The sequence below is a fragment of the Kribbella sp. NPDC051718 genome, assembly GCF_040681515.1.
Classification (GTDB): Bacteria; Actinomycetota; Actinomycetes; order Propionibacteriales; family Kribbellaceae; genus Kribbella.
Genome location: NZ_JBFAYZ010000002.1, coordinates 1004105 through 1023501 on the forward strand (window position 1 = coordinate 1004105; position 19397 = coordinate 1023501).

At 68.1% G+C, this 19397-nt stretch carries 18 protein-coding genes and 1 riboswitch; of the genes, 7 read left to right on the forward strand and 11 right to left on the reverse strand.

Annotated elements, in window-relative coordinates; all coding sequences use genetic code 11:
• Positions 1-2 precede the first annotated feature (2 nt).
• Positions 3-566, reverse strand: a complete 564-nt coding sequence (locus AB0M15_RS11460) for a flavin reductase family protein (RefSeq protein ID WP_363816467.1) — start codon at positions 564-566, stop codon at positions 3-5.
• Between the two features lie 307 nt (positions 567-873).
• On the opposite strand from AB0M15_RS11460, the gene AB0M15_RS11465 reads away from it, so the two are divergent.
• Together AB0M15_RS11465 and AB0M15_RS11470 are read left to right on the forward strand one after the other, a co-directional pair.
• Positions 874-1374 carry a sigma-70 family RNA polymerase sigma factor gene (locus tag AB0M15_RS11465; RefSeq protein ID WP_363816469.1) on the forward strand — a complete coding sequence of 167 codons (501 nt, stop codon included), beginning with the start codon at positions 874-876 and terminating at the stop codon, positions 1372-1374.
• Positions 1367-1948, forward strand: coding sequence for a methylated-DNA--[protein]-cysteine S-methyltransferase (locus AB0M15_RS11470; protein WP_363816471.1), 582 nt, complete (start codon positions 1367-1369; stop codon positions 1946-1948). The genes AB0M15_RS11465 and AB0M15_RS11470 overlap by 8 nt, the downstream gene beginning before the upstream one ends.
• A gap of 82 nt (positions 1949-2030) precedes the next feature.
• On the opposite strand, the gene AB0M15_RS11475 is transcribed toward AB0M15_RS11470, so the two are convergent.
• The gene (locus AB0M15_RS11475; RefSeq protein ID WP_363816473.1) at positions 2031-2711 is read right to left on the reverse strand and encodes a class I SAM-dependent methyltransferase; all 681 of its coding nucleotides are present in this window, start codon (positions 2709-2711) and stop codon (positions 2031-2033) included.
• 153 nt (positions 2712-2864) lie between these two features.
• On the opposite strand from AB0M15_RS11475, the gene AB0M15_RS11480 reads away from it, so the two are divergent.
• Positions 2865-3575 (forward strand): flavodoxin family protein, encoded by a 711-nt coding sequence (locus AB0M15_RS11480; protein WP_363816475.1) that lies wholly within the window; start codon positions 2865-2867, stop codon positions 3573-3575.
• On the opposite strand, the gene AB0M15_RS11485 is transcribed toward AB0M15_RS11480, so the two are convergent.
• The 5 genes from AB0M15_RS11485 to AB0M15_RS11505 form a co-directional block, all read right to left on the reverse strand.
• Complete coding sequence (locus AB0M15_RS11485; protein WP_363816477.1) at positions 3572-4900, reverse strand: cytosine permease; 1329 nt, start codon at positions 4898-4900, stop codon at positions 3572-3574. The genes AB0M15_RS11480 and AB0M15_RS11485 overlap by 4 nt on opposite strands.
• Positions 4895-5022, reverse strand: a riboswitch (TPP riboswitch). Its footprint overlaps the gene before it by 6 nt.
• Positions 5023-5043: 21 nt before the next feature.
• Positions 5044-5709, reverse strand: a complete 666-nt coding sequence (locus tag AB0M15_RS11490) for an alpha/beta hydrolase (RefSeq protein ID WP_363816479.1) — start codon at positions 5707-5709, stop codon at positions 5044-5046.
• A complete protein-coding gene (locus AB0M15_RS11495; RefSeq protein WP_363816481.1) occupies positions 5700-6488 on the reverse strand; it encodes a hypothetical protein in 789 nt (262 codons plus the stop codon). The genes AB0M15_RS11490 and AB0M15_RS11495 overlap by 10 nt, the downstream gene beginning before the upstream one ends.
• 61 nt (positions 6489-6549) lie before the next feature.
• Complete coding sequence (locus tag AB0M15_RS11500) at positions 6550-7368, reverse strand: DUF3152 domain-containing protein (protein ID WP_363816483.1); 819 nt, start codon at positions 7366-7368, stop codon at positions 6550-6552.
• Positions 7369-7458: 90 nt separating this feature from the next.
• Positions 7459-8652, reverse strand: coding sequence for an ATP-binding protein (locus AB0M15_RS11505; RefSeq protein WP_363816485.1), 1194 nt, complete (start codon positions 8650-8652; stop codon positions 7459-7461).
• A gap of 166 nt (positions 8653-8818) precedes the next feature.
• On the opposite strand from AB0M15_RS11505, the gene AB0M15_RS11510 reads away from it, so the two are divergent.
• Positions 8819-9847: a (p)ppGpp synthetase gene (locus AB0M15_RS11510; RefSeq protein ID WP_363816487.1), complete on the forward strand. Its 1029-nt coding sequence runs from the start codon at positions 8819-8821 to the stop codon at positions 9845-9847.
• On the opposite strand, the gene AB0M15_RS11515 is transcribed toward AB0M15_RS11510, so the two are convergent.
• Both AB0M15_RS11515 and AB0M15_RS11520 read right to left on the reverse strand, forming a co-directional pair.
• Complete coding sequence (locus AB0M15_RS11515; RefSeq protein WP_363816489.1) at positions 9844-10812, reverse strand: winged helix-turn-helix domain-containing protein; 969 nt, start codon at positions 10810-10812, stop codon at positions 9844-9846. The genes AB0M15_RS11510 and AB0M15_RS11515 overlap by 4 nt on opposite strands.
• Positions 10813-10864: 52 nt before the next feature.
• Positions 10865-12295, reverse strand: a complete 1431-nt coding sequence (locus tag AB0M15_RS11520; protein ID WP_363816491.1) for an MFS transporter — start codon at positions 12293-12295, stop codon at positions 10865-10867.
• 141 nt (positions 12296-12436) lie between these two features.
• Here AB0M15_RS11520 and AB0M15_RS11525 point away from each other — a divergent pair, with 141 nt between their 5' ends.
• From AB0M15_RS11525 to AB0M15_RS11535, 3 genes are all read left to right on the forward strand, one after another.
• The gene (locus AB0M15_RS11525; protein ID WP_363816493.1) at positions 12437-14200 is read left to right on the forward strand and encodes an ABC transporter ATP-binding protein; all 1764 of its coding nucleotides are present in this window, start codon (positions 12437-12439) and stop codon (positions 14198-14200) included.
• Positions 14197-15975 carry an ABC transporter ATP-binding protein gene (locus AB0M15_RS11530; protein ID WP_363816495.1) on the forward strand — a complete coding sequence of 593 codons (1779 nt, stop codon included), beginning with the start codon at positions 14197-14199 and terminating at the stop codon, positions 15973-15975. The genes AB0M15_RS11525 and AB0M15_RS11530 overlap by 4 nt, the downstream gene beginning before the upstream one ends.
• An 84-nt stretch (positions 15976-16059) precedes the next feature.
• A complete protein-coding gene (locus AB0M15_RS11535) occupies positions 16060-17850 on the forward strand; it encodes an alpha/beta fold hydrolase (RefSeq protein WP_363816497.1) in 1791 nt (596 codons plus the stop codon).
• Here AB0M15_RS11535 and AB0M15_RS11540 read toward each other — a convergent pair.
• A complete protein-coding gene (locus tag AB0M15_RS11540) occupies positions 17843-18760 on the reverse strand; it encodes an LD-carboxypeptidase (RefSeq protein WP_363816499.1) in 918 nt (305 codons plus the stop codon). The two genes, AB0M15_RS11535 and AB0M15_RS11540, sit on opposite strands and share 8 nt — an antisense overlap.
• Positions 18757-19395 (reverse strand): flavin reductase family protein, encoded by a 639-nt coding sequence (locus tag AB0M15_RS11545; protein ID WP_363816501.1) that lies wholly within the window; start codon positions 19393-19395, stop codon positions 18757-18759. The genes AB0M15_RS11540 and AB0M15_RS11545 overlap by 4 nt, the downstream gene beginning before the upstream one ends.
• Positions 19396-19397: the final 2 nt, after the last annotated feature.

Here is a 19397-nt window from a genome sequence, read left to right on the forward strand (position 1 = left end):
GTTCAGGAGGGCCGGTCGGTGGTCGCGTAGCGGCCGTCGTGGTACAGCAACGGCTCGTGTTCGCGGCGTTCGGCGTGGGTGGCGAGCCGGGCCACGACGATGTGGTGATCGGCCACTGCGAAGCGGTGTTCGACGAGTCCCCGCAGGTAGCTCGGGGCCTCGTCCAATACGGGTTCCCCGGTCCGCAGCCGGGACCAGCGGGTCGGTTCGGCGAACCGGTCGACACCGCTGGTGGCGAACCGGCCGGCGATCTCGTGCTGACCGGCGTCGAGGAAGTTGATCACCAGGCTGTCGGCCCGGTGCACGGTCGGCCAGCTGGACGCGGTGGTGGCGATCGAGAACGACACCAGCGGCGGCAGCAGGCTGACCGAGACGAGCGAGGTCGCGGTGAAGCCGACCGGGCCGTTGCCCGCGTCCGCGGTGATCACCACCACGCCGGCCGCGTGCCGGCGGAACACCGAGCGGAAGATGTCGGCGTCGACGGTGCGCTCCACATCTTCTGGATCCGGTACGACGGTGAGGCCGGGGCGGCTGGGCAGGGCAGGGTTGAACGCATGGACGGACATGTCTCTCCCTCGGGACGGGGCAGGGACGACCGGCAGCGGACAGGCAGGGGCAACCGCGACCGGGCGGTGGGATTTGCAGCTGGCTCTCAGGCCAGAACTCGTCTACGCCGCCGACAGGACAGGCGGTGGAACGGTGTGACTATCGACAGGTCGCGCTGGCTGTGCGCATCATGTCGATGGCACGGCGCCGGGTGAGCAGACAACTTGTCATGTCAACGAGCTTCTCATCAAAGTGCACTGGAAAACTAGACAATCTCGTCATTCGATACGACTGTCCACCGGACGCCCCTCACACCTTCGTTGGTGTATGCGTTCTACTGACGTGATGCTTCTACTGCCGCCGTTCCAGGCGCTCATCGACGACCACTGGCGCGACGTCGCCAGGCTCGCCCGGGCGTTGGCCGGCCCGGTCGACGGCGACGACGTGGCCCAGCGCGCCTGGGAGAAGGCCTTCGCCGCCTATCCGAACCTCACCTCGGCACGGAATCTGCGCGGCTGGCTGCTGACCATCACCGCCCGCTGCGCGACCGACGTGCATCGAGCCCGCAAACCACAAACCCCCCTCGACGACGCGCCACCGATCGCCGTCGACGGCCCCGAGGCCGCCGACTTCCCCGATCCGGAGCTCTGGCAGGCCGTGAAGGACCTGCCCGAGCGCCAACGCGTCGCCGTCACGCTCAAATACGTCGGCGACCTGGACCACCATGGCGTGGCCGCCGCTCTGGACACCACGCCCGCCGCATCCCGCCGACTCGTCAGCGATGCGCTCGCGACCTTGCGTACCAAACTCGGAGTGGATCATGACTGACCTCACAGCATCTGATCTTGAGGCCCGGCTGAGCCGGCTCACCCCCGGAGGCGCCCGCCCGCCGGTCCTGCCGACCGCCGACGTCTCCTACACCCTGCACGACACCCCCATCGGCACCCTGCTGCTCGCGGTCGCCGGCGACCGGGTGGTGGCCAGCTCCTTCGGCGACGAGGAGACGCTGACCGAGCGGCTGGCCCGGGCGATCTCCCCGCGCGTACTACGCCAGCCCGGGCCACTCGACGACGTCCGGCGACAATTGGACGAATACCTGACCGGTCAACGAAAGGCGTTTGAATTAAATGTTGACCTGACCCTGGCGACGCCATTCCAGCGGCTCGTACTGACCGACCTGCCGGATCACACCAGCTACGGCACGACGACGACGTACGGGCAGGTTGCCGGTGAGATCGACCGGCCGAAGGCAGCCCGGGCAGTCGGTACTGCGCTGGGCGCGAACCCCTTGTGCGTCGTGATTCCGTGCCATCGCGTGATCGGCGCGAGCGGGGCGCTCACCGGGTACGCCGGCGGACTGGACGCGAAGCGGTTCCTGCTGAATCTTGAATCGAAAAGTTAACTTTTCCGGCGCTCGATCGTTTTCTTTATACTCGGGTGAAAGCAGCAGGTCCCCAATGTGGAGTGGGGACCTGCTGTTCTTTTTATTCGTTGCCGGGTTGGTGGATTTCCAGGATGAGCCGGCGGCGACCGCCCCATTCGCGCTTGTAGACCTTGTAGTCCTTGATCCCCGCGGCGGCACAGAGCCGGCCGTAGCTGGCCTCGTCGTGGATGTAGTGGACGCTGCTGGTGCCGAAGTGCTCGGTGGTGACAATCCGGTGCTCGGGGCCCTGCCGCAGTCCGTTCGCGATCTCCGACGCGGTCGCCGGGCCCCAGACCGGCCCCTCGATCACGGCGAGCCCGCCGGGGCGTAGTACTCGGGAGATCTCCCAGATCGTCGACAGCTGCTCGTCCTCGGCGAACAGCTCGTGGAACGCCGTCCACAGGCAGATCACCGCGTCGAAGGAGTCCGACTTGTACGGCAGGTCGGTCATCGACCCGATCGCCCAGTCGATCGACAGCTCTTCTTCTCGCGCCTTGGCCTGGCCGGCCTCGACCAGGTTCGGGGAGATGTCCAGGGCTCGCACGGTCTTGCCCGCCCGCCGCAACGGCAGGCTGATCCGGCCATAGCCGCAGCACAGGTCCAGTACGGACTCCCGGCCCTCCAGGAGTTCTTCGACGGCCTGGACGATGGCGGCGTCACTTTCCGGCGTGGTGCGACTGGCCAGCCCCTCGACCCCGAGTTCTTCGTACTCGGCCCGGCTGCGCAGTGCAGAGTTCAGCATTGCGCCAGTATCCCGGCCACGCTGGTCACTGTCAGTATCGGGAACCGGATCGAGACCTTCCGAAGTCGGCGAACGGTAACCGCGGCCCTCTCGTGCGGCACCCCTGACCGCCGCAACACTGAGCCACAGCAACGACTTCGCCGAAGGAGAGCCATGTCCACCACCAGCTACGACGATCTGCGCGCGCTGTTCATCAACTGCACGCTGAAGCGGTCGCCCGAGCGCAGCAACACCGAGGGGCTCATCGACGTGAGCAAGCACATCCTGGAGAAGCAGGGGGTGGCGGTCGAGGTGATCCGGGCGATCGACCACGACATCGCCACCGGCGTCTGGCCGGACATGACCGAGCACGGCTGGGCGACCGACGAGTGGCCGGCCCTGCAGGAGAAGGTGATGGCGGCCGACATCCTGGTGATCGCCGGGCCGATCTGGCTGGGCGACAACAGCTCGGTGACCAAGAAGGTGATCGAGCGGCTGTACGCGAACTCGTCGATTCTCAACGCTGCTGGGCAGTACGCGTACTACGGCAGGGTCGGCGGCTGTGTCATCACCGGCAACGAGGACGGCGTCAAGCACTGCGCGATGAACGTGCTCTACAGCCTGCAGCACCTCGGCTACACGATACCGCCGCAGGCCGACGCTGGCTGGATCGGCGAGGCCGGCCCGGGTCCGTCGTACCTGGACGAGGGATCCGGCGGGCCGGCCAACGACTTCACCAACCGGAACACGACCTTCATGACCTGGAACCTGTTGCACCTGGCAAGGATGCTCAAGGACGCCGGCGGCATCCCTGCCTATGGCAACCAACGCTCCGAGTGGGACGCCGGCTCCCGCTTCGACTTCGAGAATCCGGAGTACCGCTAGGCGGCCTGCCGGGTACGTCCCAGGCGGCCGAACAGGATCGCCGCGAGCATCGAGACGATGATGGAGGTGTAGGTGGCGCCGAGCCAGCCTGGTACCGGGTTATTGTCGAAGAGGGACTGCTGGAGGTCGAGCCAGAACGGGGACCAGCCCTCGACCGTGCCGGGGTTGACGAGTTGGTAGGCGACGAAGCCGAAGACCCAGGCCAGCGTCGGTTGCCAGCGGAACCTGGCGGTGTCGGAGACGTCCCAGTTCATCTTGCTGACCACGAAGAAGTCGGCGATCGCGACCGCGAACAACGGGATGAAGACCGAGCCGATCAGGTAGAGGAACTGGGTGTAGTTGCCTAGGTCAACGAACAGCGCAAGCACGGTGGCGAGGATGCCGATGGCAACGGAGATCCAGCGCCGGTCGAGGTGCCCGATCAGGTTGTGCGCGGCCATCGTGGTCGAGTAGACGTTCGCGTACGCCTCGTCGACCTCGTCCACGAGCAGGACGAACAAAGCGATCGCACCGGCCGGCAGGGTGACGAGGGCGGTGATGACGTCGGTGCTGTTGGTCTGCAGGGTGGCTACGGCGATCACACCGAGTGCGTAGTACAGGATTGCGGCGAGGCCGTAGCCGAGGGCTGAACCGGCGAACGCGGCCTTGTTGGTGCGCGAGTGCCTGGTGTAGTCGGCGGCGAGCGGCGCGAAGGAGACGACGCCGGCCGCGGCAAGGTCGACGCCGGGCCAGAAGCCGAAGACGCTGTCCTGCGGCAGGTCGTGGACCGGCTTGCTGAGCACCTGGATGAACAGGTAGACCGAGGCCAGCAGGACCAGCCAGACCATGAACTTGCGGAGCAGTTTCACGCTGCCGAGCGGCCGGACGGCCATCGCGGTCGCGATGAAGCCGGCGATCAGGACGAACAGCCAGCGCCAGCGCTCACTCGTGACGGCGACGGCCGCCTGCGAGATCACGATGATCTCCATCGTGGCCCAGCCGATGTTCTGCGCGATGTTGAGCACCGTCGGCGCCATCGACCCGCGGCGGCCGAACAGCCCGCGCAGGCTGGCCATCGCGGGTGCGCCGGTGTGCGAGCCGAAGACAGCGGCACCGCCCAGTACCAGCGCGCCGATCCCGCAGCCGACGACGACGGCGATCAGGCCCTTCACCAGCGAGCCCGTGTACGCCGCGACGAGCGCGCCGGTCACCGGGCCGAACAGCGAGATGCCGAAGTTGCCCCAGAGCGTGAACTGGTCGAGGAACCCCAAGGTGCGGGGCGCGTCCGTGGTCAGGACGAGCGGGGCCTCGGTGGCGGTGGACGTGCGTGCAGCGGTAGTGGTCATGGCTGACCTGCTCCCTACGCCGGCATTACCCGGTCAGGTTCAGGCGGTCGGCGACCCGGCTGCTTGTGCAGCTCGTCACCCTCTCAGCCCGCCAATCGGCGCGAGCTCCCGCGGAGGTTTGTTACTTCGTCAACGATAGCTCGTCATTGCCCGTTGTATACACCGACCGCCTGCTTGATGAACGTCACAACCTCTTCGCCGTTCGTCAGCACCGGCATGTGGGCGCCGGTCGGCAGCGTCCAGGCCTGCGCGCCGGCCAGGTCGGCGATTCGCTGGGCCCAGTCGGCCGGTGACAGGCTGTCGTGCTCGCTGCGGACGACCGCTGTCGGGCAGGTGACCCCGCGAATCGCTGCCGCGAGGTCGTACCGCCTGGCGACCTCCATCGCCCGTGCCATCGACACCAGACCGGTGCGGGCGTACTGCGGAGCCAGGATGGGCACCACACTCGGCGACTCCCACACTGCCGAGCGGAGCCATCTGGCGGCGAGAGTCGGCCAGTCCGATGCAGTGACGTCCCCCGTGGGGCCGATCAGAACGAGGGCCTTCACCAGGTCGGGCTGGGCCAGGGCGGCGGCGACCACTATCTGGCAGCTGGCCGAGTGGCCGACCAGGACTGCTGGTCCGTTGACATGCTCAAGCACGCGGGCGGCCAGGGCTTCGGTGTGGAGGTCGTCATCGGGGTCAGCGGGATCGCCGTACCCGGGGAGGGTGATGATCTCGTACGGCGTGGTGAGGTGCTCGACCGTCGGGGCGTAGGACTCCGGCCCGAGGCCCAGCCCGGGGACCAGTACGACCTGGGTCACTCCCACGGCGGGCGGTCGGGGGCTTGCTGGACCACGGGGTTGCGGATCTCCGGCTTGAGTTCGCGGTAGCCGAGGGCTAGTCCGATGGTGAGGATGAGCAGGCCGGTACCGCCCCAGGCGTACGCCGTGGGGAGGCGGTGCAGGGAGTCGTCGATGGCGCCCATGCCGGTGGTCAGGACCATCACGAACCAGATCAGGATTGGGATGAGAGACAGGGCGACCAGGCCTAGGCCGGTCAGCTCGATCGGGCCCGGCTGGCGGTCGGCCTTGCGCCGGTTGAGCACGTCGCGCAGCCACATGCCCAGGGCGGCCACACCGACTATGAGGGTCAGGAGCTGGCCGATGGTGTCGATGGCGTCCGTGCGGAGCGGGTGGTTCAGCGGAGAGCCGGGGAGCTGGGAGATCTCCCGGAGCGAGATGCGCTGGACGGAGACGACCAGGAGTCCGTAGATGCCGGCGATGACCGCGGCGAGGAGAACTACCCGGGCTGCGCGTGGGTCGCGCGGGGCTGGGCGGCCGTAGGTGGGTATCTCGTGCGGCTGCGGGTTCGCGGGTGGGCCGTAGGGGTGGCCGGGGCGGTAGGCAGGTGGCTGGTTGTAGGCGGCCGGCGGTGGCTGCTCGACGTACTGGTTCGGTACGCCGTACTGCGGCGGCCCTGGTTGTGGTTGCCCCGGCTGGCCGTACTGCGGCTGGCCGTACGGTACTGGCTTGGCGTAGTGGTCGTCCTCGCGGGACTCGTCGGGGCTGTCGCCCCGGCCATAGGTGGGGAAGTCCTGTGACGACATTCGCTACACCCTCCCGCTCACTCGGACCGTCTTCGGACAGGTTCTCACGGGTGGGGGCGTTCTAGGTCGCTTTGATCGTCGGCCAAGCGTTGGGGAGACAGCCGGCCAGGCCCTTGGTCTGCTGCATCATCACCGGGGCAGGGGTGTTCGGCTTGGTGCAGGTCGAGTGGCCGTGGCCGAGGGCGTGACCCACCTCGTGGTTGACCAGGTAGCTGCGGTAGAGGTCGACCTTCCCGGCGTACGCCGGTACCGCATACATCCAGCGCTTGGCGTTGAGCACCACCCGGTTCTCGACCCGGCAGGAGACCTCGCCGCCGGTGTCGAGCGGCAGGCACAGCTTGTCGGTCAGCGTCGGCGTCGCGACGATCACGCGCAGGTCGGCGTCGACCTTGTCGGTCCGCTCGAACCGCACCGGCCCGAGCGCCTGCCAGCCGCGCGGATCGGTGAGCGTCTTGTGGATCTCGGCCGCGACCTTCTCCCCGTTGAGGGACAGCCCGTCCTCGATCTCGACCCGGTAAGTGAGCTTGTTCTGCGGCTCGGTGGCCCGCGCGAACCCGGACACCACCAGCAACCGCCCGGTCGACACGGTGACATTCGGCTTGGACCCCTTGGGTCGCCGGGTCAAAGTCGGTGCCGGCCGCAACGGCGTGGTGAACGTTGCCGTCGGCGTCGGCACATGCGTCGGCTTCCCCACCGGTGCCTGCGTCGGCTCGCTCTTCGCGACGACACTGCCACTGAACTGCGCCGCCAGATTGCGCTCCTGGGCGGCATCGGGATGCACGACCATCACCACCCCGAGCACCGCCAGCGCGGTCACCGAGAACCACTGCGCCTTGTACGACTTCCGCCGGCTGTGCCGTCCTGACTTCCCTCGGCGCACACGACTCCCCGAACGCCGCTCACTTCGCCCGGTAGCCATCTCGACTTACCCTATCGACTCCCAGTTACATCACAAAAGGGCAACTTCCGGCTAGGCCGTGCGGGTGCGGAGGAATTTGCCGAAGTGGGGGACGGTGAAGGCGACCGTGCCTCGTTCGGCGGAGAAGACCAGGCCTTTTTTGATCAGGCCGTCTCGGGCTGGGGAGAGGGACTGGGGTTTGCGGTTGAGGGTGGTAGCGACCTCGGAGGTGGGGACCGGGCCGTCGTCGGCGGTGATGCCCAGCTCGGCCATGGCGCGCATGTATTCGCGTTCGGCGGGGGTCGCTCGTTCGTAGCGGGAGCCGAAGAAGCCGACGGTCAGTTCGGCGGAGGCTTCGGGGCCGGCGACCGCGACGTCCTTGATGGTGATCGGGCTGGTCGGTGCGTGGTCCCAGGTGGCGTGGGCGAAGGCCTGGACGAAGTACGGGTAGCCGTCGGTCTGGGCGTAGAGCTCGTCGAGGGCTTCCTCGTCGAAGGTGACGCCCTCGGTTTCGGCGGGGATCATCAGCGCCCGGTCGCAGGCTTCGCGGGACAGGCGGTCGACGCGGACGTAGCGGAAGAGGCGTTCGGAGTACGACTTGCTTGCCGACAGTACGGCGGGCAGATGCGGGAGCCCTGCTCCTACGACGACCAGGGCGGCGCTCTGCTGGCTGATCTCGTGGCAGGCGGCGCACAGCGCGGACAGGTCGTCGGCGCTGATGTCCTGCATCTCGTCGATGAACAGGCCGACCCCCACCGACAGATCGCCGGCCAGGTCGGCCGCGTCGGCGAACAACTCGATCAGGTCCATCTCAAGGTCGCCCGAGTCGGCCCGGCCCTTGGCTGCGACCACGTCGACCGGCGGCTGCCAGCGGATGCCCTTGCGGTCGTTCATCCCGGTACGCAGCGCAAAGGCCTTCAGTACCGCGCTGAACTCGTCGACCCGGTCCGAGTCGCGATGCCGGTGCCCGAGCTCCCGCATGGCGGTGTGGAGTGCCTGGGCGATCGGCAGCCGGATGCTCTGGTCGGGCCGGGCCTCGATCTTGCCGGTACCCCAGGCGCGCTTGATCGCCTGGCTCCGCAGCGTGTTGAGCAGGACCGTCTTACCGACCCCGCGCAGCCCCGACAGCACCAGGCTGCGCTCCGGCCGTCCCGCCGCGACGCGTTCGAGCACCACCTCGAACTGCCGCACCTCGGTGTCGCGTCCGGCCAGCTCGGGCGGGCGCTGGCCGGCGCCGGGCGCATAGGGATTCCGGATCGGATCCATGCATTTCACTCTATGAGGCTGTCTAGCGTTTTCCTTAGATTTCGCTAGTCAACCCGATCGCGTGTCGCTGATCTGTCAGTTTCCACCGCTGTCTAGCAAAAACACTAGAAAAGACTAGACAGCCGTAGCGCTGCCTAGGGAGCGGCTGGAGCACTATGGTCTGCGCATGGGTGGGGCTGAACTGCAGGACTGGACGGTGCAGGCGGCTGCGCAGTACGAGCGGACGCATCAGCAGTACGTCGGCGGCGCCCGCAAGCTGGAAGCGCTGATCAACGAGCTGATCGGCGAGGAAGAGGGCATCAACTACCTCAGCGCCACCGCCCGGGCCAAGGATCCCGAGTCGTTCCTGGCGAAGGCGTCCAAACCGCATCCGGACGATCCCGGCAAACCGAAGTACGACGATCCGCTGAACCAGATCACCGACCTGGTCGCCGCCCGGATCATCACCTTCCTGGTCGAGGCCGTCGACCGGGTCTGCGAGGTGATCGAGTCGGAGTTCGAGATCGTCGAGCACACCGACATGGGCGCGCACACCCGCGCGCAGGGCGCCTTCGGGTACGCGAGCAAGCACTACCTGGTACGCCTGAACGCGCACCGCCGCGAGCTGCCGGAGTACGCGGTGCTGAAGAACCTGACGATGGAGATCCAGGTCCGTACCGCCGTCCAGCACGCGTGGGCCGAATTCGAGCACGACATCCGCTACAAGCTGGACATCCCGCCGGATCGCAAGCCAGAGTTCGACCGGCGCTTCCTGCTCGCGGCGGCCCTGATGGAGCTGGCGGACAACGAGTTCGCGGAGATCGACAAGCTGTACCGCGAGTTGGCCGCCGCCGAGCCGGACGCGGCGCCGATGGACCTGACGACGGCGAATCTGACCACGTACCTGACCAGGCGCTACCCGGATGCCCCGCACGCCAAGACGAACCACTACGCGTGGATCCTCGGCATCCTGGCCCAGCTGGGCATCACCACCGAGGACCAGTTGACCGAGCTCCTGCAGGACATCGACAGCAACGCCGTCCAAGCCGCGATGACACATCGCTTCCCGGCCGGTACGGTCCGCCGGCTCGACGACGACCTGCTGGCGGCGAAGGGCTCGGAGTACGTGGATCTCTTCCCGGCCGAGGAGCGTCGGCAGAAGATCCTCCGCGGTCGATTGAAGGCACTCGCCCGCGCCGGACTGTTCGAGGGCTAGCGCGGTCGCTGGCGTAGTAGTGCTGCGCCGAGTGGGGTGAGGACATGCAGAACAGTCTTGTCGGCGCGGTGCGTCGCGATCAGGCCGCTGTCGCGGAGCACGGTGAGGTGGTGGCTGGTCGTGGGGGCGCCGATGCCTACCTGGACCCCGATCTCGCTGGCGGTCAGCCCTGAGGCGGTGGCCCGGAGGACGGCAGCTCGGGTCTTGCCGAGCAGGGCCGCGGCGGTCACCTCTCCGGTCTTGGGGTTCGGGGGCTCACGTAGTACCGGGTAGACGAGGACTGGTGACAGGTCTGTGTCCGCCAGGGTGATCGCGTTCTGCCAGCAGAAATAGGACGGGATCAGGCGGAGGCCTCGGCCGGCCAGGTGGATGGTTCGGTTGATGGGGTAGCGGACCTCGAGGACTGGTGAGCGCCAGCGCATCAAGGGCTGGAAGCTGCTCAGCAGTCTGTCGGGGCCGCCTCGAGCCAGTGCGCGAGCACGGGTCGCCCGGTCGGCTGCGAGCTCTGCGGAGATCAGGTCGGCGTGGGGTTCGATCACCTTCTGGTGGTACGTCCGCAGGGCGGCTCCAAGGTCGGAGCGCAGGTCGCCCGCGGCGAGCCGAGGACCCCACGAAGGAGCCTGATGGACCAGTGCCAGCGTCTTGAGTTCATCGGTGACTCGCTCGGCGGGGGTCGACAGGATGGAGTCGATGTCGGCCTCGAGGCCCCCAGCGGCGGGCGGGGTGAGGAAGTCGGGGAAGTAGGCGGCCCGGGGGAACAGCGGCAAGAGCATCGAGGTGACCTGCTTGCGCAGTACCGGTTCGGTCAGGGTTTCGGCGGCAGCCCGGTACCAGGGCGCGTAGGCCCACCGGCCCCGCCTGGTCTGGAGCCGGTCGAGACTGTTGGCGATCTCCCACAGCGGGTCGGCGGTGGTGGCGACCCGAACCTGAGAGAGGTCGTCTTCGGTGAAGATCACTCGCAGCATGTCGCCCCCAGTCGGCCTCGACTACAGATCGAAGGCGAGCGGCGACGGCCTGTCAAGCAATTCGAGCTGCGGACTCCATGTCGGCGGCCACGCGGGCAGCCGTACTGCGCGCCCAGCGGCCGCTCGTGATCAGTCCGAAGACGAGGACCAGTACGCCGCAGCCCGCGATGATGTACCACCCGAGCCGAGCCGCCGAGACGAAACCGGTCTCCAGCGGGCCGGTCAATCGGGCGGTCAGCACGGTACCGACGATCGCGACCCCCAGCGAGGCGCCGACCTGACGACTCGTGGAGGCGATCGCGGCGGCGACACCGGCCTGCGAGCGCGGCATCCCGGAGACGGCCGCGTTGGTGATCGGCGAGTTGAGCATGCCGAAGCCGAGACCGAAGATCAGGTACCCGAGCAACAGCAACGGGACGGCAGTAGTGGCGGTCAACTGGGCGAGCATCAGCCCACTCAGGGCGAGCATCGTGCCGGCGACCACCAGCGGCAGCCGCGGCCCACGGTTGCCGACCAGCCAGCCCGAGACCGGCGCGAAGACCACCGTCATCGCGGCCATCGGCAGCGTCAGCAGGCCCGCGTGCAGCGCGGTGAAGCCCCGAACTTCCTGTAAATAAAGGGAATTCAGGAACAGGAAGCCCGACAACGCGGAGAACCCGGCCACCGCGATCAGCGTTGCCCCCGAGAAGGGTGCGCTGCGGAAGAAGCGCGGATCGAGCAGCGGCTGCTCGCGCCGCTGCTCGTAGAACACCAGCGCCAGCAGCGAGAGCACCACGACGGCAAAGCAGGAGATGATCAGCGGCGAGCCCCAGCCGGCCGACCTTCCCTCGATGATCCCGTAGGTCAGCCCGACCAGGAACAGGATCACCAGCGACTGCCCGACCGGATCGAGCCGGCGCGCGACCGCCGCCCGCGACTCGGGAACGAAGAACGCGGTCAGCACCAAGGCAATGACGACAACCGGCACGTTGACGAAGAAGATGAACCGCCAGCCGGCCGAGTCGACCAGCGCGCCACCGACCACCGGGCCGACCGACATGCTCAGCCCGACCACGCCACCCCAGACACCGATCGCCTGGGCGCGCTCGCGCGGATCCGTGAAGGTGTTGGTGATGATCGACATCGCCACCGGGTTCAGCATCGAGCCGCCGATCGCCTGCACCATCCGGAACGCGATCAGCAGGTCGACCGTGGGCGCGAACCCGCAGGCCAGCGAGCCGAGCCCGAACAGCACCAGCCCGGCCTGGAAGACCCGCCGCCGGCCAAGACGGTCGGCGGTCGAGCCGGACAGCATCAGCAGGCTGGCGATCACCAGTGTGTAGGCGTCGATCGTCCACTGCAGCTTGGAGACCGAGGCGTTCAGCTCGGACCGGATCGAGGGCAGCGCCAGGTTCACCACGGTCGTGTCGAGGCCGACGATGAACAGGCTCAGGCAGCAGATCGCCAGCACCAGCAACCGACGCCGCCGACTCAGCTCCTGCACTCGTCTCCCTCGCTCCGACCTCGGTTGAAGACTGTACTATCCAGCCGGAAAAGCCTTGGCGAAGTGTCGGCGGCCCGACCTAGTCTGGATCCATTCGCCTGATCAGGTCCGAACAAGCCCCTCTAGTTCCTTTGGGACGTCATGTCGCTGCGCCTCATTCCGTTCGCCGATCCGGGTGTGCCAGACACCCGGTCCGGCCTCCGTCTCATACTCTGGCTCGAACACCAGCAGCTACGTGGTCAGGCCGTAGCGCTCTGTTGGGGTCTGCTCTACTTCGGTGGCATCGCCGCCGCGCCCGTCGCGGTCGGGCTGGCCGTCCAGGCCGTGATCGACAAGTCCTGGGCGCGGCTCTTCCTGGCCGGCCTGTTGCTGCTCGCGATGGGTGCTGCCAAGGCGGGCGCCGACTCGTTCTTCCACAAGGCGGTCGTCACCAACTGGATCGCCACCGCCTCCCGGCTCCAGCAACTGCTGTCCCGCAAGGCGGCTGAGCTGGGCTCGATGCTGACCCGCCGGATCGCCGCGGGCGAGGTGGTCGCGGTCAGCAGCGGTGACGTCGAGAAGATCGGCTGGTTCGTCGAGGTGCTCGGCCGGTTCGCGGCCGCGTTGCTGACCTGCTTCGCGGTGGTCGTCGGGCTGCTCTTCTACGAGCCGCGACTCGGCCTGGTGGTGCTGATCGCCGTACCGATCCTGGCCTTCTCGATCGTGCCGCTGATGGGTCCGGCCGAGCGTCGCGCCGACGCGCAGCGGGCCAAGGGTGGCCGCGCCACCGAGTTGGCCGCGGACACCGTCGCCGGGCTGCGCGTGCTGCGTGGCATCGGCGGTGAGCAGCTCTTCCTCGACCGCTATCGCGCCGCCTCACAGGAGTACCGGCAGTCCGCGGTCCGTAGCGCGCGGATGTGGTCGCTGATCGCGGCCATCCAGGTGCTGCTGTTCGGACTGTTCCTGGTGCTCATCGTGTGGATGGGCGTCGGGCTGGTCACCGACGGGCACATCAGCGTTGGCGAGCTGGTCACGACGTACGGGTTCATCACCTTCATGCTCGTTCCGCTGCACACCTTCGAGGAGACGGCGAGCGCCTTCATCTTCTCCAAGGTGTCCGCGCGGCGGGCGGCTCGGGTGCTGTCGCTGCAGCGGATGGATGACAGCAAGGGCACGGCAGAGGCTGAGGTGCCGCACGGCGACCTGGTCGACCCGCTGTCCGGGCTGACCGTGCCGACCGGGAGCTTCACGGCCGTGGTCTGTGGCAACCCGGATGCCGGTGGTCTGCTCGCGGACCGCCTCGGCGGCCACAGCCCCGAGGCCGAGCCGGAGGACCCGTCTGTACTGCTCGGTGGCGTCGCGCTGGACGACCTCCCGCTGTACTCCGCAAGGACCGCAGTGCTCGTGCAGGACAAGGACCCCGTACTCCTGTCGGGCACCGTCCGTGAGCTGTTCGACGTGCCGGCCAGTGGAGCCGTGTCGGTCGAGGCAGCGCTCGACGCGGCCCAGTGCGCCGACATCCTCGACGTACTGCGCCAGTCGCTGCCCGACGGCGGTACCGATGCCACGGCAGCCGTGCTGACCGAGCGCGGCCGGTCCCTGTCGGGTGGACAGCGGCAGCGGGTCGCACTGGCCCGCTCGCTGTACGTCGACCCCGCGGTGCTCGTGCTCGACGAGCCGACGAGTGCCGTGGACGCCCACACCGAGGCGCGGATCGCGGACAGCCTGCGGTTCCTCCGGTCAGGCCGGACCACCGTGGTGTTCACCTCGAGCCCGCTGATGCTGGACCGGGCCGAGCGGGTCGTGTTCGTGCCGGACGGCCGGGTCGACGCCGTCGGCACCCACCACGAACTGCTGCACACCAACCCGCGGTACCGCGCGGTGGTCACCCGTGAAGAAGAGCCAACTCTTGAGGAGTCGCTGTGAAGCGCCCCGAGTACGACCCGGCAGCCCCGCAGGAGGCGGCTCGCCTGCCGGTGGCCGGTACCGCGACGGTGTCGGCCTATCTGAAGACCCTGTTCCGCAGGCACCGGCGTGCCTTCGGCTGGCTGACTCTGGTCAACGCAGTGGCGGCGCTGAGCGGCATGGTCGGGCCCTACCTGCTCGGCAACGTAGTGGAGAAGCTGTCGCTCGGCGAGAAGGACGTCAACCTTCCCTACGTAGTGCTGGGCTTCCTGATCGCCCTTGCCGTGCAGACGGTCTTCGTCCGGCTCACCCGGCTCCGCGGCGCGGTACTGGGCGAGGAGATGCTCGCCGACCTGCGCGAGGACTTCCTGGTCCGTGCGGTCGCGCTGCCGCCGGGCGTGCTGGAGCGGGCCGGCACGGGTGACCTGCTGTCCCGGATCACCACTGATGTGGACCGCCTTTCGCACGCCATGCGGGACGCGGTGCCGCAGCTGACCATCGCGGTGATCTGGGCCGGACTGCTGATCGGCGCGCTGATCGTCACGGCGCCGGAGCTGGCCGTGGCGATCGTCATCGCCGCGCCGATCCTGATCATCGGTGGCCGCTGGTACTTCCGCCGCGCGCCATCGGCGTACAGGTCGGAGGCTGCGGGCTATGCGTCCGTCGCCTCGGCACTGGCTGAGACTGTCGATGCCGGGCGGACCGTCGAGTCCCACCGGCTCGGCAACCGCCGCGTGAAGATGGGTGACACCCGGATCGGCCAGTGGGTCGCCTGGGAGCGGTACACGCTCTATCTGCGGATGATCCTGTTCCCGGTGATCAACATGACCCACACGGTCGCGCTGGCCGCAGTGCTGGTGATCGGTGGTGGGCTGTCGATCAAGGGCTGGATCACTGTCGGCGCGCTGACCACTGGTGCGCTCTACATCCAGATGCTGGTCGAGCCGGTCAACATGATGATCCGCTGGTACGACGAGCTCCAGGTGGCCCAGGTGTCGCTGGCCCGGCTGGTCGGAGTACGGGAGATCGAGGAGGAGACTGCTGCTGCGCAGGGCGAGCCGGAGGGTCGGACCGTGCTGGCCGACGAGGTCCGGTTCGGCTACCTGGAAGGCCGCGACGTGCTGCACGGCGTCACGCTGACCGTCGAGCCCGGTGCCCGGGTTGCGCTCGTAGGCCCTTCAGGAGCAGGGAAATCGACGCTCGGCCGGTTGCTTGCCGGGATCTACTCGCCACGGGTGGGTGACATCACCTTGGGCGGGGCGGCGCTGGACAAGATGTCTGCCGAGCAGGTGCGGAGCCATGTCGCCCTGGTGAACCAGGAGCACCACGTGTTCGTCGGTACCGTCCGGGACAACCTGCGGCTGGCCCGGACCGGCGCTACCGATGCAGAGCTGTGGACTGCCTTGCGGGCGGTCGATGCGCATGCGTGGGTGGCCGGGTTCGAGCACGGGCTCGACACGGAGGTCGGGTCGGGTGGGGTCTCGCTGACTCCGGCACAGGCTCAGCAGGTCGCGTTGGCCCGATTGGTCCTGGCCGACCCGCACACGCTGGTCCTGGACGAGGCGACCTCGCTGATGGACCCGCGAGCGGCCCGTCATCTGGAGAGGTCGCTGGCCGGAGTACTGGAAGGCAGGACGGTCGTCGCGATCGCCCACCGCCTGCACACCGCGCACGACGCGGACGTGATCGCGGTGGTCGAGGACGGCCGCATCGTCGAGCTGGGCGGCCACGACGAACTGGTAGGAGCCCAAGGCCCCTACGCGGCTCTCTGGCACTCCTGGCACGGCGAACGCTGAGCACGGCAAGGTGAGGGGCTCCCAGCCCCTCACCTTGCATGAAGTTGCAGTCCGCGGAGTTTGACCGCGTGTGAGGATTGGAGGGTGCTGACGACGCTGCTCTCGCTGCCTACCGTGATGGCCTTCGATGTGGATCCGGCGGGCAATCTGCTGGTCGGGTACGACGAGAGCGGGATCCGGCAGATCCATCTGGTGGGGGCGGACGGGGCTTGGCGTGCACTGACTGCCTTGGACGACACCGCTCGGGCGGCGCGGTTCGTACCGGAGAGCCGGCTGGTGGTCGTCGAGCACGACAGCGGCGGGGATGAGCGCGGTCAGCTGTCCTTGCTCGATCTGGACGACAGCAGTGGGGTGCTCTCGCCGCTCACGCATGACCTCGCGTACTTCCATCACCTCGTGGATGCCAAGCCAGGCAGGGTTTTCTTCACCACCAACCGCCGCAACGAGGTGGACTTCGACCTGGTGATGCTCGACCTGGCCAGTGGCGACGAGACCACGCTTTACGACGGCGGCGGCTACCTGAGCTCGGCACAGGTGTCCCCCGACGAGCACTGGGCGGTAGTCGCGCTCGCCGGCGGCCCTGGCAACTCGGTCCAGCTCCTGCTGGTCGACGTGGCCAGCAAGACGGTCACTGCGCTCACCGGGTACGACGACCCGACGTATCACGAGGGGGCGTCGTGGCTGCCCGACTCGTCCGGGTTCGTCGTCGCCAGCGATGCAGGGCGCGACCGGCTGGCCTTACGCCGGTACGACGTCGGTACTGCGAGTTGGACCGACCTCCTGGTCGACGACAAGCACGACCTGGCCGGGTGGGTCTGCCCGGACGGCGAGCACCTCCTGGTCGGGACCACCGACGACGGTGTCGTGAGCATGGCGCTGCACAAGCTGGCGGACGCGTCGTACGTCGCCCAGCTCGACCTGCCGATCGGCGGCTGCGCAGCCCGGCTCATCATCGCTCCCGACCCCCTCTGGTCAGCCGATGGCAGCTACGCGTTGCTCAACCACAGTTCGCCGATCGACCCGCTGTCCGTGTTCCGCTACACCCGCGAGACCGGCGATATCGTCGCTGTCCAGACCCCGGTGAGCTTTGAGTTGCCGCAGGGGCCCAGGCATCCCGAGAGCCATCGGGTGACCTCCTTCGACGGCGAGCAGATCCCTGTGTTCGTGTATCGGCCTGTTGATGGCAGCGGCGACGGCTCGGCCGTGGTGTGGGTGCATGGTGGCCCCGAGATGATGGCGATGCGCATCTGGAACCCGGTGGTCACAGCGCTGACGGCGGAGGGCCACACGGTGATCGTGCCCAACGTGCGCGGCTCAGCGGCGTACGGGAAGCGCTGGTACTCGCTGGACGACAAGGAGTTGCGACTCGACTCCGTGAAGGACCTGGCGGCGATCCACGACTGGCTGCCGTCGATCGAGGTCGATCCCCAGCGCACTGCGTTGTGGGGCGGGTCGTACGGCGGCTACATGGTGCTGGCGGGGCTCGCGTTCCAGCCGGAGCGGTGGGCGGCCGGGGTGGATGTCGTCGGGATCGCTTCGCTGGTGACGTTCCTGGAGAACACGTCGTCGTACCGGCGGGTGGCTCGCGAGCGGGAGTACGGCGTACTGGCAGTGGACCGTGCGTTCCTGGAGGAGGCCAGCCCGCTCAACCGGGTGGACGACATCCGGGCGCCGCTCTTCGTCATCCATGGCGCGAACGATCCGCGGGTGCCGCTGTCCGAGGCGGAGCAGATCGTCGAGGCGCTCAGCAAGCGAGACGTTCCGTGTCAGCTGCTGGTCTACCCGGACGAAGGCCACGGCCTGGCCAAGCGCGCCAACCGCCTCGACGCCTACCCGCAGGCGTTCGCGTTCCTACGGGAGCACCTGTCTAGCTGAAGGCGGGCATCTGCGGAGTGAGAGTCCCGGCTGTCGCATCGAGTCGAACCGGCAGGCCGAGCGGTACTGCGAGATTGACCTCTTCGTGCCCGATCGCCGCGCCGTCGACCATCGGTACGCCGAGGGGCTCGAGTCGCTCACGAACCACGTCGGTGACCAGCCCCTGATCGTCAGCCTCGCTGAAGTCGCCGATCACCAGACCGGTGACATGGTCGAACCAGCCGGCTCGCAGCAGTTGGGTGAGCAGGCGATCGACCCGATAGCCATCCTCACTCACGTCTTCGAGCACAACGATGCCGTCCGGCCGTACGGAGGTCGGAGTACCCAGGCTGGACGCCAGGAGAGCAAGGTTGCCACCCAGCAGCCGACCCTCCGCAGTGCCGGGCACGACGGTCCGGGCGGCTCTGGGCGCCAGCAGGTCCTTGACGGACTCGGGCTCGAACAGCAGGTCATGCAGCCGCTCGCGCCCTTCGAGTGCACCCAGTTGCTCGACGGCCGCAGCCATCGGGCCGTGAACTGTGACCAGCCCCTGAGCATTGAACGCCTCGTGCAACGCGGTGATGTCGCTGAAGCCGACCAGCAGCTTGTCGACTCCAGCGAGCTCGTCCAGGTCCAGATGCTGCAGCAACCGCTGCACGCCGTAGCCGCCGCGGCCACAGAAGACGGCTGCGTACTGCGGGTCCAGCCACGCGGCCCGGAAGTCCGCTGCGCGCGCAGCGTCGTCACCGGCGAGGTAGGGGAACCGCTCATGCCGGGTCAGCACGGCCGGCATGACGTCGATCTCCAGACCCCAGTCCCGTAGGTGCGCAGATCCCGTCTCCAGCCGCCCAGCGACCATCGGGCCGGCCGGAGCCACCACAGCGACCCGGTCTCCACTACGCAGCCGCTGCGGGCGCCTCACCTCAGTCATGCACCAGACGCTACCTGCAGCGCCGGCATCTGCCAGCCACGAGCCAGCGACGACTCGTACGCCGGTGCGCCACCGGCGAAGTACTCGGTGAACTTCATGATCAGCGGCTCCCAGCGCAGCGGGTCGATGTAGCGGTCGTCGTTCATCAGCAGGTCCTCCCGCACGTGAACGCGCCGTACCGACATCTCCATCGCCCGCAGCGTCGAGTCGGGGCCGCCGACGGTGTGGATCGCCTCGATCCGCCCCTCGAGGTTGATCGGGCTCTCCTCGACGGCGTCCACGTCCACCAGCGTTCCCGGCGTCCTGCTCCAGCCGGCCGCCGCGAACTTGTCCGGCACGTAGCGATAACCGCGAGCCCGCTTGGCTTCGGGGATCTGCTCGGACCCGGTCAGCAGCGCGATCCGGTCGAGCCCGGCGACCATGGCCGGCTCGACCAGGTTGAGGATGCAGTCCGGCCGCTCGGTCAGGTTCTGCACGGTCTGCGACGCCGCGGCCATCCCCAGCATCGCGGTCTGGTGCAGCCACCAGGCCGAGGACATCGGCGCGAGGTTGGTGCTGCCGTCCGGGTTCTGCGAGCTGATGAGGACCACTGGCGTTCCGAAGTACAGGACCTTGGGCTCGATGATTCGCTTCATGC

Excerpts from the sequence above, each read along its gene's own strand:
- AB0M15_RS11525 (WP_363816493.1), top strand. The coding sequence starts at position 12,437 with ATGTCGCTGCGCCTCATTCCGTTCGCCGATCCGGGTGTGCCAGACACC.
- AB0M15_RS11480 (WP_363816475.1), top strand. The coding sequence starts at position 2,865 with ATGTCCACCACCAGCTACGACGATCTGCGCGCGCTGTTCATCAACTGC.
- AB0M15_RS11505 (WP_363816485.1), bottom strand. The coding sequence starts at position 8,652 with ATGGATCCGATCCGGAATCCCTATGCGCCCGGCGCCGGCCAGCGCCCG.
- AB0M15_RS11540 (WP_363816499.1), bottom strand. The coding sequence starts at position 18,760 with ATGACTGAGGTGAGGCGCCCGCAGCGGCTGCGTAGTGGAGACCGGGTC.
- AB0M15_RS11475 (WP_363816473.1), bottom strand. The coding sequence starts at position 2,711 with ATGCTGAACTCTGCACTGCGCAGCCGGGCCGAGTACGAAGAACTCGGG.
- AB0M15_RS11485 (WP_363816477.1), bottom strand. The coding sequence starts at position 4,900 with ATGACCACTACCGCTGCACGCACGTCCACCGCCACCGAGGCCCCGCTC.
- AB0M15_RS11495 (WP_363816481.1), bottom strand. The coding sequence starts at position 6,488 with ATGTCGTCACAGGACTTCCCCACCTATGGCCGGGGCGACAGCCCCGAC.
- AB0M15_RS11470 (WP_363816471.1), top strand. The coding sequence starts at position 1,367 with ATGACTGACCTCACAGCATCTGATCTTGAGGCCCGGCTGAGCCGGCTC.
- AB0M15_RS11510 (WP_363816487.1), top strand. The coding sequence starts at position 8,819 with ATGGGTGGGGCTGAACTGCAGGACTGGACGGTGCAGGCGGCTGCGCAG.
- AB0M15_RS11515 (WP_363816489.1), bottom strand. The coding sequence starts at position 10,812 with ATGCTGCGAGTGATCTTCACCGAAGACGACCTCTCTCAGGTTCGGGTC.
- AB0M15_RS11545 (WP_363816501.1), bottom strand. The coding sequence starts at position 19,395 with ATGAAGCGAATCATCGAGCCCAAGGTCCTGTACTTCGGAACGCCAGTG.
- AB0M15_RS11460 (WP_363816467.1), bottom strand. The coding sequence starts at position 566 with ATGTCCGTCCATGCGTTCAACCCTGCCCTGCCCAGCCGCCCCGGCCTC.
- AB0M15_RS11465 (WP_363816469.1), top strand. The coding sequence starts at position 874 with ATGCGTTCTACTGACGTGATGCTTCTACTGCCGCCGTTCCAGGCGCTC.